This is a genomic window from Peribacillus cavernae (genome assembly GCF_003989135.1).
Lineage (GTDB): Bacteria > Bacillota > Bacilli > Bacillales > DSM-1321 > Peribacillus > Peribacillus cavernae.
Map to the genome: position 1 here is coordinate 118,523 of NZ_RYZZ01000037.1, position 14,679 is coordinate 133,201.

At 40.8% G+C, this 14,679-nt stretch carries 13 protein-coding genes; 2 read left to right on the forward strand and 11 right to left on the reverse strand.

What is annotated here, in order from left to right; translation table 11 throughout:
• Positions 1–89: 89 nt before the first annotated feature.
• The 3 genes from ELQ35_RS19355 to ELQ35_RS19365 are packed head-to-tail and all read right to left on the reverse strand — an operon-like array spanning position 90 to position 2,975.
• Positions 90–899 carry an ABC transporter ATP-binding protein gene (locus tag ELQ35_RS19355; RefSeq protein ID WP_126866823.1) on the reverse strand — a complete coding sequence of 270 codons (810 nt, stop codon included), beginning with the start codon at positions 897–899 and terminating at the stop codon, positions 90–92.
• 19 nt (positions 900–918) lie between these two features.
• A complete protein-coding gene (locus ELQ35_RS19360; RefSeq protein WP_126866824.1) occupies positions 919–1,974 on the reverse strand; it encodes a FecCD family ABC transporter permease in 1,056 nt (351 codons plus the stop codon).
• Positions 1,971–2,975 carry a FecCD family ABC transporter permease gene (locus tag ELQ35_RS19365; protein ID WP_126866861.1) on the reverse strand — a complete coding sequence of 335 codons (1,005 nt, stop codon included), beginning with the start codon at positions 2,973–2,975 and terminating at the stop codon, positions 1,971–1,973. The genes ELQ35_RS19360 and ELQ35_RS19365 overlap by 4 nt, the downstream gene beginning before the upstream one ends.
• A gap of 238 nt (positions 2,976–3,213) precedes the next feature.
• On the opposite strand from ELQ35_RS19365, the gene ELQ35_RS19370 reads away from it, so the two are divergent.
• Complete coding sequence (locus ELQ35_RS19370) at positions 3,214–4,200, forward strand: ABC transporter substrate-binding protein (RefSeq protein WP_126866825.1); 987 nt, start codon at positions 3,214–3,216, stop codon at positions 4,198–4,200.
• A 256-nt stretch (positions 4,201–4,456) separates the two neighbouring features.
• Here ELQ35_RS19370 and ELQ35_RS19375 read toward each other — a convergent pair whose 3' ends face one another.
• The 6 genes from ELQ35_RS19375 to ELQ35_RS19400 form a co-directional block, all read right to left on the reverse strand.
• A complete protein-coding gene (locus ELQ35_RS19375) occupies positions 4,457–5,632 on the reverse strand; it encodes an FtsW/RodA/SpoVE family cell cycle protein (RefSeq protein WP_126866826.1) in 1,176 nt (391 codons plus the stop codon).
• 113 nt (positions 5,633–5,745) lie between these two features.
• Positions 5,746–6,828, reverse strand: a complete 1,083-nt coding sequence (locus tag ELQ35_RS19380) for a Ger(x)C family spore germination protein (protein ID WP_126866827.1) — start codon at positions 6,826–6,828, stop codon at positions 5,746–5,748.
• Positions 6,825–7,919, reverse strand: coding sequence for a GerAB/ArcD/ProY family transporter (locus ELQ35_RS19385; protein WP_126866828.1), 1,095 nt, complete (start codon positions 7,917–7,919; stop codon positions 6,825–6,827). Before ELQ35_RS19385 ends, ELQ35_RS19380 begins: the two co-directional genes overlap by 4 nt.
• A gap of 14 nt (positions 7,920–7,933) precedes the next feature.
• Positions 7,934–9,457: a spore germination protein gene (locus ELQ35_RS19390; RefSeq protein WP_126866829.1), complete on the reverse strand. Its 1,524-nt coding sequence runs from the start codon at positions 9,455–9,457 to the stop codon at positions 7,934–7,936.
• Positions 9,458–9,585: 128 nt separating this feature from the next.
• Positions 9,586–10,119: a YhcN/YlaJ family sporulation lipoprotein gene (locus ELQ35_RS19395; protein ID WP_126866830.1), complete on the reverse strand. Its 534-nt coding sequence runs from the start codon at positions 10,117–10,119 to the stop codon at positions 9,586–9,588.
• A gap of 122 nt (positions 10,120–10,241) precedes the next feature.
• Entirely contained in the window at positions 10,242–10,583 is a 342-nt protein-coding gene (locus ELQ35_RS19400; protein ID WP_126866831.1) for a DUF948 domain-containing protein, read from the reverse strand.
• A gap of 92 nt (positions 10,584–10,675) precedes the next feature.
• Between ELQ35_RS19400 and ELQ35_RS19405 the strand changes: the two genes are divergently transcribed.
• Positions 10,676–10,942: a hypothetical protein gene (locus ELQ35_RS19405; protein ID WP_126866832.1), complete on the forward strand. Its 267-nt coding sequence runs from the start codon at positions 10,676–10,678 to the stop codon at positions 10,940–10,942.
• Positions 10,943–11,063: 121 nt separating this feature from the next.
• On the opposite strand, the gene ltaS is transcribed toward ELQ35_RS19405, so the two are convergent.
• Both ltaS and ELQ35_RS19415 read right to left on the reverse strand, forming a co-directional pair.
• Positions 11,064–13,025, reverse strand: a complete 1,962-nt coding sequence (gene ltaS / locus ELQ35_RS19410; RefSeq protein WP_126866833.1) for a lipoteichoic acid synthase — start codon at positions 13,023–13,025, stop codon at positions 11,064–11,066.
• 701 nt (positions 13,026–13,726) lie between these two features.
• The gene (locus tag ELQ35_RS19415; protein WP_126866834.1) at positions 13,727–14,677 is read right to left on the reverse strand and encodes a siderophore ABC transporter substrate-binding protein; all 951 of its coding nucleotides are present in this window, start codon (positions 14,675–14,677) and stop codon (positions 13,727–13,729) included.
• Between the last annotated feature and the right edge of the window lie 2 nt (positions 14,678–14,679).

Below are 14,679 nucleotides of genomic sequence, written 5' to 3' on the forward strand. Positions count from 1 at the left end.
ATTATAAGCTTTATCGTTCTCTAACATTTTATTTCCAGAAAACTGAAAAAGTGAAAGCTCGAGGTTATGTTGTGTGAACCCATTTCCCATTACAGGGACTCCTTAACGATATATCTGCCTTTTCCATGGGGGATACATAGAGGCGTACCAAAAAGAGGGTCCACTGTAACCTCACAAGCCATTTGGAAGACTTCTTTTACTAGGGAACGATTCACGATAGATTCAGGTTTTCCCTGGGCACAAACCTTTTTATTTTTCAATGCAACGATATGATGGGCGTAACGGCAGGCTAAATTCAAATCATGGAGTACCATGATAATCGTCCGGTTTTCTTTTTCATTCAAATCAAACAATAAATCAAGGATCTCAATCTGGTGTGTCATATCGAGATACGTGGTAGGCTCATCCAAAAGAAGGAACTCTGTGTCCTGTGCAAGAGTCATCGCAATCCAGGCACGTTGGCGCTGTCCGCCTGAAAGAGTATCGACAGGACGGTCTTTTAACTCAACAAGCCCTGTAGCTGCAAGAGCCGCTTCTACCTTCTGTTCATCTTCTTCACTCCACTGCTTTAACCAGCTTTGGTATGGATATCTTCCCTGTTTAACCAGTTGCATGACCGTCAACCCTTCAGGAGCTGCTGGAGATTGGGGAAGGATCGACATTTTCCTTGCTACCTCTTTTGTGGGGAGCTTTGCGATGGCTTCTCCATTCAATAAAACAGAGCCGGACTTTGGTTTTAACAGACGGGCAATTGAGCGCAGGAGCGTAGATTTACCGCAGCCATTACTGCCGATGAATACGGTAATTTCACCTTTTGGGATGGCTAAGTCCAATTCATCGATGATATTATGTTCGCCATATGATAAAGTTAGGGCTTCTGTTTTAATCGCACTGTCCATTTTTCCCTGCTCCTTTATTTTAGGAATTTCTCGTTTTATATAATAAGTAGATAAAGTAAGGGGCGCCGATACTGGCTGTGAAAACACCGGCTGGGATTTCCAGAGGGTCAAAAAGCGTTCTGCCGGCTAAATCGGCGATGATGACCAAAACAGCACCTATCAAAGCAGCTACAGGCAAAAGCGCTCCAAAAGCACTTCCTACAAGGCGCCTCGCTATGTGCGGAGCCATTAAACCCACAAAACCAATCCCCCCGGCAAAGGCTACCGCACTGCCTGTTAGGGCTGTAGCAATAAGTAATAGCAGCAGCCTTTGCTTCTGTACCTTACTTCCTACACCCCGTGCAATGTCCTCCCCTAATTCCTGAACATTCAAATGGCGGACAAGCATAAAAGCAATCCCCATTAATACTAAAACAAGCGGAGTTACAATTGAGGCATCTGTCCATTTTGAACCGTTTACCGATCCGGTAATCCAAATATTCGCCTGAGAAGCCCGGTAAATCGGGCCAAGTATCATCATCGTCGTGGTGCCAGCTTGCATCAAAGCTGAAATTCCAATTCCAATTAGCACAAGCCGGACCGGGGAAACCCCGTTTTTCCATGCTAAAAAATAAACCAGGAAAGCAGTGATTGCCGCCCCGGCAAAAGCTGCTATTGGAAGCCAGCTGATGCTGACAGTCAGTGCATTGTTCTCGGTGCTGAATAGTGCCAAAAATGACACGACTGCAAATGAAGCACCACTGGTTAAACCGATTATATCCGGTGACGCGAGTGGATTACGGATAATCCCTTGCAAAATTCCCCCGGCAACCGCAAGCGCCATTCCCACCATCATAGCGACCATGATTCTCGGCAGCCTGAAAGAAGTAATTACTGTAGTATGCAATTTACTTCCAAATCCTAGTATTGCTTTTGCCACATCTAAAGGGGAAATATACAATTGGCCAGTTCCCGCGCTTAGCAGAAAAGTGAAGATTAGTAGAAATAGTAGCCCTGTAAAAATAGCAGCTGTCTTTTTGTCGAGTAACATGGAAATGAATCCATTAAACAAACGAAAACTTTTGTACTTATTCAATTTGCGTTGAACCCCTTTCTCGCGATGTGTATAAAGAAGGGAGTTCCAATAATCGCTGTCATTACCCCAACCGGAACCTCCTGGGGCATGATGACATACCGGGCAAGGATATCCGCCGCTAGGAGAAGTATGCCTCCAAGCATGGCGCTATATGGAATGATCCACCTATGGTCGATGCCGATAATTGCGCGTGTGATATGCGGGATTACAATTCCAATGAACCCTACCGGGCCTGCAATTGCCACTGCGCCTCCTGCAAGCAATATAACACAGGAAGCTGCTGTTAATTTTATGAAACCGACTTTAAGGCCCAGCCCTTTTGCTACATCATCACCCATGGAAAGCAGGTTTAACTTTGAAGCAAGCAACAAAGATATGACCCAGCCGACTGCCAAATATGGAAGAACTGCAGTCAACGTATCAAGCTTTCGTCCTTGGACGGAGCCGGCCAGCCAAAACAACACCTGGTCGAGCGTAGTTTCACTTATAACAAGAAACCCCTGTGTTATCGAAGAAAACAATACGGCGACGACCGAACCTGCTAACGTCAATTTCAGCGGAGTAAGTCCTTCCCTCCCAAACGAACCTACTATATATACGCCGATCGCAGCAATCGCAGCTCCTAAAAACGAAACCCATGTATAAGCTTGCGTGCTGCCTGCTGAAAAAATAGTGACAGAAATCACCACTGCCAGCCCTGCCCCGGCATTTATACCGAAAATTTCGGGAGAAGCGAGCGGATTTTTTGTCAGCGTCTGCATCAACACTCCCGAAATTGCCAGGCTTGCACCAATACAAGCGGCAATCAAAGACCTCGGCAGCCTTACCGACTGCAAGATCAGATGTTCTTTTGAACCATTAAAATCGGTAAAGGCCTCCAGCGCCACTTTCCAGGATGTGTCGGTATAGCCATAAACGATACTTGCACATATTAAAAAAAGCAAAAGCACTAAACATAAGTATAAACCCACTGTTTTTTGAAATTGTGTCTTTAAAAGCATAAAGGCATTTCCTCTCACCATATCTTGATCCAATTTATGTGCAGATACTAATAAGCGATTATTGTCAGACATTCCATATTCTCAGTCTAGTTGAATATTCAACACTTTGTCAATGATAATGAAAATCGTTTTCATTTACCTATTGACAAACAGTTTGTTTCATTTTAACATCAAAAAGAAGAGATTGATAATGATTATCATTATTATTATTTCACTTACATTATGCAGGAGGTTTATCATGTCAAAACAACGTTCCATTATATTGGCTATACTATCTTTGATTTTTGCAGTCGCACTAACTGCTTGCGGCGGAAATGACAAGAAGGAAGAATCGGATGAAACAAGTGCCAAGAATGAAAGCTACACGGTCGAACATGCGATGGGGAAAACAGACATTCCCGCAAAGCCTAAGAAGATTGTCATCTTAACAAATGAGGGTACCGAAGCTCTTTTAGCAATGGGTGTTAAACCTGTCGGTGCTGTAGAATCATGGCTGGGTGATCCCTGGTATGAGCATATTAAGGAAGACATGAAAGGCGTTGAAGTAGTTGGAACTGAAAGCGAGGTTAACCTTGAAGCGATTGCAGCCCTTCAGCCTGATTTAATCATTGGAAATAAATTGCGTCAGGAAAAACAATATGACCAGCTGAAAGAAATTGCACCAACCGTTTTCTCCGAAACACTAAGAGGAGATTGGAAAGAAAACTTCAATTTATATGCAAAAGCAATACATCGTGAAGAAAAAGGAAAAGAAGTTTTAAGTCAATATGATCAAAGAGTAGAAAGTTTGAAAGAAAAACTGGGTGATAAAAACAAACAGGAGGTATCCGTTGTCCGTTTCATGGCTGGAGTTACAAGGATTTATTACACTGACTCATTTTCAGGTGTTATTTTTGATGAATTAGGTTTTAAGCGCGCCGGGCAACAAGAAAAGCTTTTTACCGCTGAAAACAAACTGGGTAACCTCGCGATTGAGGTAGGAAAAGAAGCCATTCCTGAAATGGATGGAGATATTCTTTTTTACTTTACCTATGCTCCGGAAGGGGATAAAAAAGCTATTGATACTGAAGAAGAATGGATTAATGATCCTCTTTGGAAGAATTTGAATGCTGTTAAGAATGAAAAGGCATACCAGGTTGATGACGCTACTTGGAATACTGCTGGCGGTATCATCGCAGCCAATAAAATGCTTGATGATATCGAAAAAATCTTGTTGGATAAATAAAATAGTTAACTCTAAAAGGGAAACCACTGTGCCCGTGTTTCCCTTTTTTGTATTTATATCGCTATTTATTTGCACTAATGGGGAAGCCTTCCTATAGAAATAGAGCAGGGCCCTCTGCACGAAACCTCACGGTACTCGCACTACCTGTCAGCTATACATTTCCGCCACAACGGCATGTTAGGGACTTCCACCCATTAGAGCGAAGCGCTGCCGAGCGCACAAAAGACAAATGCTGCAGCGGCCGCATTTGTCTTTTCTATGTATCGGTCGAAAACATATATTTCTTATAGTGATAACGGATGCTGAAGATAAGCCCCATTGCCATCATGTTACCCATCAAGGAGCTCCCTCCGTAGCTTATGAACGGAAGCGGAATTCCCGTAATCGGAAGCACACCGATTGTCATCCCGATATTCTGGAACACATGGAAGGTAATCATACTGATCACACCCACACATACATAGGTGTAAAAATTATTTTTCGTTTCCATGCCAATTTTCGTGATGTGATAGATCAGCAGAAAAAACAAACTGATCACGATACTAGAACCGATAAACCCAAATTCTTCGCCGATGATGCTGAAGATGAAATCGGTTTGTCCTTCAGGCAAATACACTTCACGGGAGCCCACTCCGCCTTTGCCGTCTGTTTGACCGGAACCTATCGCCAGTAATGATTGTGTTAAATGGTATCCTGAGTTACTTTGGTAATTGTATGGGTCGATCCAGGAATAAATCCGCTCGAATTGATATTGATCAACGCCTAAATATTTTTCCAAAATATCCGGATACCAAATGACAAAATACAGAACCGTGCCTGTCAAAGCAATTCCTGTGGAAAATATCGGCAGTAAAATACGCCAGGAGATCCCCGAGATAAAAATCATGCCAACTAAAATAGCCAAAAACACAAGAGAAGTTCCAAGGTCCGGCTGTTGCATGATGAGTGCAAGAGGAAGAGCGGTAACTAGGCCGAGCTTGATCATTAATATTAAATCGGTCTGTGTTGTTTTAATCATTGTTTTCAGATGGTGGTTTGAAATGACGTTAGCTAAAGACAAAATCAGGAATACCTTCATAACCTCCGAAGGCTGAAAAGAACCCATAAACGGTATTTGAAACCAACTCTTTGCACCATTGATAGGCTTTGCAATGCTTTCGGGAGCTATTATTAGGAAGATAAGTAAAATACAGCCAAACCCATAGGAGTACCAGGAGATTTTTTTTAATTGATCCGAGTCTAATGTGATAACTCCAAGAATGATTCCAATGCCAACCACGTAGAAGACAATTTGTTTCAGAAGAAAGTTGGCACTATACTGTTCTGACGTTTGAGCACTATAAATCGCAATTGAGCTTGCAATGAACAAGAGGAATATGATAAATGCCAAACTATAATCGACACGGGTCGATATATTTTTTTCTGACTGCATCGTAACTCTCCCTTTTAAAAAGGATCAAGCAAAGGATCAAGCAAAAGATCAAACTAATTCACACTTTATTATTATACTTGATAAAGAGAAAATCACAACAAAATGAATACTATTTAGTCAGTAATTCCTTGTTGAACCAGTTCTACATCGACATCAACCTTGATAGGGACTGTGCGATATACATCCTCCCAATGCTTACTGTCAAAATTCCTGGTTTGGCTTCGTACCCGATCTCCAAGCGCCAGTGGGTCGATATTATTGTCTTGGAACATTTTCACCATCCTGTCCAGTTTCTTTTCAAGTGTCTTTTCTGACTTTTTTTCTATTGCTGTAACAGCAGACTGGCTTTTCAATTCAATGTTACGGGCTTCGAGCACCCCTCCTTTAATTTTAGCTTTGATGGAAATTTCAGGACTTCCATTTCCATCCTTAATCTCATATTTAACTCTGGAAGAGATATTATCAATAGCTATATAAGAATGTTCTTTTATCCTGGCTTCGTATACCCCTTTTTTAAAGTTCTCAAGGAGAACCTTAAACAAAAAACCGTCCTCGTATTTAATGTATTTGCCGATATATGTATCATCCTTAAAAAGGGCAATCCCTTTTATTTTGATATGGTTTTGCTCTACTTCCAATAACGGCAGAACAGGATCCATATTTTTTCCGGAGTAGTAATATAAAAAACTGTGCAGACTAGTTTCTGGAAGATGTGTTTTACTATTATGGTCAATAATCTCTTCCGTTTTCACACCGGGCGTTTTTAGCATTTTGGACTCTACATTTATGATATCTTCAGCTTTGCCTGAGACAACAGCCAAATAGAGGTCCCGCCCTACGGCTGGATCCCTCCGGTATGTATCTACATAGTCATAGATGCCCTTTCTGGCAAGCTTTTCCCCGTAAAGAATAGCAGACAATCGACCGCCCACAAGACTTCTTGGTGCTTCAGATTCAATTTGCTGGCGGACATTCTTGTCAGTATGCGTGACTGCAGTATATACTTCTTTTCCCATTGATGATTTCTCACCAGATTGTGAAACGGATACTACCGTCGATCCCTTAATCTTATCTGCTTCTGCAGTATCATAGCCCACCACTTCAGCAAGCAGGACATCCTCTAAAATATGGTCTTGAACCCCACAGCCAGTTAACATGACAAAAGATAATAAAACAAGCAGCATTTTTCCCATCATTTACTTCTCTTCCTCACTTTATCGACAATCATATAGTAAACAAACAGAGCAGGGATATAAATAAAAACAGTCCAAAAGCCAACCTGGGATACTATCGTATTTAACTGGTCGATCCCCTGACGTGTTTGAAACAACATGCATGACAGAATGATAATAAATAATAGAAAAAGTAACGACTTGCGCTGATTTACAGCGAACAGTCGTTTCACGCCCCTGCTTGCGGCCCAAACTCCCAGACAGACATTCGGGATAATTTCAAAGAGCCATATGGAAACCCCAACGTATTCAAACCGCTCAACGAACGGTAAATCGACAATTTTCCACATCGTCAAGGTGGCCCAGATAGAATGTGCTAATTCTTCCTGAGTATAGTAGGCAAAAGAAACAAAAGCAGAAAACAGATAAACCGCTGTCGTAAATATAGTACCTATTTGGGCCCATTTCTCCGCCTTTCTTGGCTCATCCAAAAACGGATAGTACATTAATAGTAACTCGAACCCAAGAAAATTCAATGTCACCGCCTTAGCTGAAAGCAATAAATCTTTTACTGAGTGGTCCAGCACAGGAGACAGATTGGAAAAGTTAGCATACTGCAGAGGAAAGTATTTCAGCAGCAGAAGCGGCATGCCAATTAAAAGTCCGATAAATGCAATCCCCGCAACAATCCTAAATCCCCCGGCAACACAACTATAAACCAATAATCCAAAGATAATCAGCAATACCGGAACATTTATTCCAGGGAATAACCATATTTGGATAACTTCCGTGTACGTCCTTAGTATCGTGATTGTAAGAAATACAAAGTAAACAATGAAATATAAGCTTAATCCCCCGCCAACCCATTTTCCGAATAGGTGTTTATGGATACTGATAAGATCATTTCCATCCTTATGTAACATGCGGAAGGACATCCAGATAACGATATTTACGCAGAAACCGGTGATCAGTATAGATACCCAAGCATCGTAACCAGCATTTTTGGCGATGACCCGCTCGAATCCGAGCAACCCGACACCAATTTGCATTTTGTGGACGAGAAACATGGCAAAAAATGAAGAAACCTTTCTATTCTTTTTTGGCAAGTTGTCCATTTCGACCCTACTTTCTACTCATCAATATCCCTGGAGTCTTCTTTAGGTTTAGGCTGCATGCGCGATGAATATTCTGTTCTTAAAATTTCCGGCCTCTGGGTTTGACTCGAAAAAGGAAGCCTGATGAAACTGTCTTTCAAATCCTTTACGCGTAAAGGGAAAATTGGCTCTAAATATGGGCGTCCAAGAGATGTAAGTTTTAATAAATGGCAAACGAAGAACGCCGCGCATATAGCAACCCCTAACAGACCATAAAGCTGGGCTGATAGTAAAAAAGGAAAACGAATTATCCGGATTGTATTGCTAATCTGATAAATCGGAGTAGTGAACGAGGCCAGTGCTGCAAGAGCAGTAAGCATCAAGAGTACATTACTGACAAAACCTGCCTGAACAGCTGCCGTACCAATTACGATCCCCCCCACAATACCGATTGTCTGACCGACCTTTGTCGGCAGTCTTGCTCCAGCCTCCCGAAGCAATTCAATCGTTCCTTCCAGAACAAGGGCCTCTAATATAGGAGGAAAAGGAACAGCACCACGTGAAGCGATTAAAGTGGGAAGCAGGTCTGCCGGAATCGATTGATAGTGATAAGTAGTGACGGCAACATAAATCGCAGTTGACATAATTGAAAACAAGACGGCGAATACTCGGATTAATCGGAAAACTGATGCAATATGCCACGTAACAAAGTAATCATCAAACGCTGTAAAGAAGTTCGTAATAGTCGTAGGACCCGTAAGGATTTGAGGAGAGCCATCTACGATAATCACGACTTTCCCCTCTGACAAACCGCTTGCAGCTCTATCGGGACGTTCTGTATCAATAAATTGAGGAAATACCGAGTTTTGGTTATCGGCTATCATCTGGGCAATAAATGAAATGTCCACAATCGCATCATAGTCAATGTCTGATATTCTTTGAATGACAGTCTGTACATTTTCCTGATCGACAATCCCATCAATATAAAGAACTGCTATCCTTGTTTGCGAAATCCTCCCGACCTTTATTTCCTTCATCTGAAGTTCGGGAACCGGCAGCCGCTTTCGAATTAAATTGATATTGGTCTCGATCGATTCAACAAATGCTTCCTTTGGACCGACGACACTAAACTCGGTTTCAGGTATGGAAATCTGCCTTTTCTCCGAACTCGCGCACGGAACAAGAAGACAATGGCTATTATCAGGATTTATTTGTATAATCACCGATCCGGTCATCACTGCATCCTGAATAACTTTCAGGTCGTTGGAAATGATTATGTTCTCAACCGGTATCCCGTTTTTTACTTCTTCCAAAGTGGATGGGTGTTGTTGTGTTAGAACAGGCAGAATTTCCTGGTGAACCTGATCAGGGCCTACAATCGATTTAAAATAAGATACCGTAAAAGCAGCTTCAGAAGGATATTGAAAAGAGAGAAAATCAGCAGAGGCCTTAAATTTCTTAAAAAGTTCCTCAAAATCCTTGGCAGGAACTTCCGCATACGGAATCGAAGTATCATGCTGTAAAGGTGGTACTTTTTTCTCGCTTTTAAAGAACTTCATTGCTGTTCCCCCTTTTCAAAACGTCAAAACTGTTCATTTATGTACTATATAAAGAAAGGCAGGCTCTTTTTGGATCAAAGCTGTATTATTCCAAACAGCAACCATAGAGAGCCAGCCCCACTTCATTATCAACGAGCGTCAGGAAATACCCTTCTTACTGTTTCACCAAATTCATCAGCAAGTCCTCGAACAGGATTGCCATTCTGAATATCGTTTGCATAACCGTCCATCCTGTCAATAAAATCAGGATTGGTTGAAACGTAAACACGGTCTACCGAATTATCGCCTTTTCTTACTGCATTGGCTATCTTGTCTTCTAATCCCTTTGTCAATTTTGTTCCTTCGTCCAACGTCGCCGCTACATAGGCATTATTATCAGTTGTGATCACAGTGGCACGCTTGACGTTTTTAATGTCTTCAACTCTGTTCACTGCATCATCAGCAGAATTCAAATCACCCTGGCGGTTGCTTAACTGACGGGTATCAAAATCGTTTACACCATTTCTGTTATCATCTCCAACATTCCGGGTGTTTTGATCTACTCGTTCATTCACATTGCTTGTATCCCGCCCAATATTATTTCTTCCGTCGTCATTTCCATTTGTCGCACATCCCGTAATAGACAATGCCATTACGGCACTTGCAATAACTGCATATTTCATTTCTTTCACTCCTTTTCAGGTTCTGTTCACTGTTACTATTTGTCATGATAATTGTTTTATTCATTGACAGTAGAAGAAAAAAAATACAGCACCCCTTAATAGAGTGCTGCCCGAGTGTCTCATTATATAGAATTTCTTGCATGCCTTCTTTTTATCTGTGAATGTTTTCTTCCTTTCACAGCCTGCCATATTTCTTTAAACGGCTTCGGTGTTTGCTTAACAGTTTCAAACGTTCCTTTGACAGCATCCTTCTTATATTGAACATCAGAAGTAAATTCCTGCTGTGTTACCGTTAATTTATCTGTTTCGGATTTTAATTGCTCTGTTTTAGCCTGTATCATCGCTGTCGTTTTCGTGATTCGGTTCATTACCGGCTTTGTGTCTTTAAATGTTTTTACAGCATAAAAAGCTAAGTAAATCAGCGAGCCGACAACTAAAGCGATGCTTAAATAAACAATAATCATTTTCTTCCTCCTCGTAACCGCTTTACATATCTTTACCCAATTGTACCTGTTGAAAACGGGCAAATTTTAATGGACCCAACTAGGAGTATCCGATGACATTTAGGACAGACTATTCAAATCGATTAAACAAGATTTGGAGTGAAACATATATGGTATTGTTATGGAGTTTAAAAACCATCCTCTTCTTATTGGTAGCTATCTATGTATACAAGAGAACCGGCCTCAAAGGGCTGTCACAGATAACCATATCCCATACTGTCGTAATGGTTGCAGTCATAACGATGCTTTTACATCCGATAGCTGCAAGCAATTTGTGGTTAACGATGGCAACATCTATTCTAGTGCTTATAATTCTGTAGGGATATGGACTTTTTCACTAATAAGCGGTTCCTAATCCTGTGATCAACCCAACTTATATTTTTTGCTATTTCTCAATTCAAAAAAACAGGCAAGAAGAATTTTCTTCTTGCCTGCTCCGTTTTATTCACTCGATGTTTTCGCTTTTGGTTCATCATCGCCATTAGTATAATCATAATCGGCCGGATCGATTGGCTTAAAGCCGTTTGGCGTATAGAAACGCAGCAAATCTCCGTTTACGACTTCATCTGATAGCTTAAGCGTGGTCTGAACCATTTTTTCATTCTGGGCAATCTCAGCGTTTTTCTTGATTATTTCACCAGTTGCATTGTCATAGTATTTGCCATTCAGAGCAGTGGCTTTAGGTGTTACAAAGTCCCCATTTCTGAACGGAACGACTTGATTATGTTCTTTCGATAACAAGTCAGTACCAAACTGGACATAATCTTTAGTGTCAATTCCCAGCAAGTGAAGCATTGTTGGCATTAAATCAATTTGGCCGCCATATTGGTGCATTTCGCCGCCTTTTACACCCGGTGCGTGTATCAATAAAGGCACACGCTGTAATTGTGCATTTTCAAATTTGCCAACTTCTTTTCCAAGTACCTGCGACATGGCTTTATTGTGGTTTTCTGAGATTCCATAGTGGTCACCATACATAATAATGACAGAGTTGTCATACAGTCCAGATTTCTTTAGGTAATCAAAGAATTCCCGAAGCGATTCATCAGCATAGCGTGCAGTCTGGAAATAACCATCTACAGATGGATCGCCGGTTGTATGCTTAGCGATTGTAGCATCCTTCTCATCCAATGGGTATGGGAAGTGATTTGATAGCATGATGAACTTGGAATAGAAAGGCTGTGGCAATGTCTCCAACAAAGGAATGGATTCTTTAAAGAATGGCTTATCCTTTAATCCATAATTCATCACGTCTTCTGAGTTCATATTATAATAGCTTGCATCGAAGAATTTATCAAAGCCAAGCGATTTATAGGTTTTATCCCGGTTCCAAAACGTCCTGTAGTTACCGTGGAAGACTGCTGACGTATAGCCTCGCTGGCCCAAAATTGCCGGTGCGGCCTGATACGTATTTTGACCCTGAGTAGTAAACGCCGCACCCTGCGGCAATCCGTACAATGAGTTTTCGAGCATGAACTCCGCATCCGCTGTCTTCCCCTGACCAGTTTGATGGAAGAAGTTATCAAAGTACATAAAGTCAGAACTGTGAGCAAGCGAGTTCAGGAATGGTGTAACTTCCTCACCGTTTAATTTGTAATCGATGATGAAGTCCTGCATGGATTCAAGATGCAGATAAATGACGTTCTTGCCTTTTGCTTTACCAAAGTAAGCCGGGTTTGGCTCTGCCTTGGTGGCTTTCGTATAGTTGACAACCTCAGCGATATCCGTGCTGTTCGCAGTCGCACGCTGGGCGTATGTTTTTGTATTTTGAATCGCATCATATACTGTATAGTTATACATACCAAGATATTTCACGATAAAGTTACGGTCAAACGTCCGGGATAATAACTGTGGACGATCCTTTTCCGCTAATGCGAGGTTCACCGTAAATGCCATGACCGCTGTAACAAACACCGAAACCACTGTACGGCGTTTTAGCTTAACCGTTTCAGGTTTAACGATTTTTGCCGCAAAGAGGACAATTAAAATAATCGTATCCATGAAATAAAAAACATCATAAGGATTCATTAACGCTGTAATACTCTGCCCCAAGTCACCGGCATTCTTTACCTGTGTAAGTGTCGGCAGTGTAATGAAGTCACTGAAAAATCGATAGTACATAATATTCGCATACAAAAGAAAGGATAAAAGAAAGTCAAGCCCAATGATCCATTTGTATGCCTTCTTGCCTGTCGCAAAAAGAGCCAGGCCGAAAATGAATATTGCCGAACTTATCGGATTGATCAACAACAGGAATTCCTGCAGCAAACTATCGATCCCAAGGTTAAACTCAACTTTGTAAGCACTGTACGTTTTGATCCAGAACAAAACAACAGCGATTGCCAAAAAACCAATCATTTTATTTTTAAAAATGTTTTCACTCTTTTTTAAGAAAATTTTCATTTACATTCACCTCTATTAAACTAGTGGTAACGGTCCGAATCAATGGTTAAAGTAAAAAAACTCTCTCAGACAAACCAATAAGAGAGATCAGACATAAAGTAAATAATAACATACCGGGATGATAAACACAACATGTTCCCTGTTATTTACTCTATTGCCATCTCATTGATAATTACAAATTGTACCGGATTGTCATGGACAAGTTAAGGTCCTAAATACTCATTATCTTATGAAGATGTTCACAAAAAAATTACACGTCTTTTACAAAAAGAAAAGATACCCTTCATAAAGAATACATGATGAATATCTTTTTTACAAAAAATTATAACTCAGATTTTTTACCCTGTTCCCTGCGACGCTAAACATGCTTTTAAAAAAATACTATGCGTTGGTATCCCCCATATAAGAATTCGATATTATATTCACTGTTTTACTAAAACCTCAAGCTTTTGATATATGAAAAGATTTACCCCTGCAAAAGAATTTTTGCAAAAAACATAAAGAAAAGAAGCCTTGTGTCGAAATTAGGCTTCCTTTTTCTTATTAGTTTCTTTTTAAACCATTTAGTTAACGCTTCTTTTATTCAAATAAACTGAATTACAAGCATCTATTTTTAAATGTTCATCACCTATAAATACTCCAAATTAAAAAACTGCCCACCTCGGTTTATATGAGGATAGACAGTTTTTCGGATTGCAATTTTATTTTATTCCTGTTTCTGCTTCATTAACCATTTCAACAACAGATACTAATCCACCGCCGGATAAGTACCAGTAGTCTGGATCAAGGTAAACGATTTTGCCGTTTTTGTAAGCCTTAGTTTTCTTTACTAAGTCATTTTCAATAACTTTTTTGGCATTATTGCCTTCACCGACAGCTGCATCTCTGTCAATTACATAAAGAATGTCAGGGTTTTGCTCAGCGATGAATTCGAAAGAGATATTCTGTCCGTGGACAGGGTCTGCCTCCAGATTTTCAGCAGCAGGCTTAATTCCGAAGACATCATGAATCAGCCCAAATCTTGATGATGGGCCATAAGCCGTCACCTTGCCGCCTGAAGTTAGCGTGATTAACGCTTTTCCATCATTTGCGGATGCTTTTTCTTTTAGGCTGGCAATTGAATCATCGATCTTCGCCAGCTCCTGCTTTGCCTGATCTTCTTTGCTAAAGATATCACCAAGAGTGGTGACGTTTTCTTTAAAGGATTCCATATATCTCTTCGTATCCACCCCCATGAAGATCGTTGGGGCGATTTCATTGAATTTATCATAAGCGTCTTGCTGTCTACCGGAGATAATAATTAAATCCGGTTGAAGTTCATTGATTTTTTCAAAGTCTGGCTCCGTTAACCCGCCGACATTTTCCACACTTTTGTACTTATCGAGATACTTCGGCAGGTTTTGTCCCGGCACACCGGTCACTTTTACACCAAGCTTATCCAATGTATCCAATGTACCAAAGTCGAATACAACTACTTTTTCAGGATTTTTCTTTACTTTTGTTTCTCCCAATTGATGTTTGATTGTGATTTCTTCCGATTCTTTCTTTCCTTCAGACCCGCTTTTACTTTCAGCAGAATCGTTTGAACCGCATGCTGCAACAACAACAGCCAAAATGGAAATAAGTAAGAATAAAGAGAGTTTTCTTATCATTG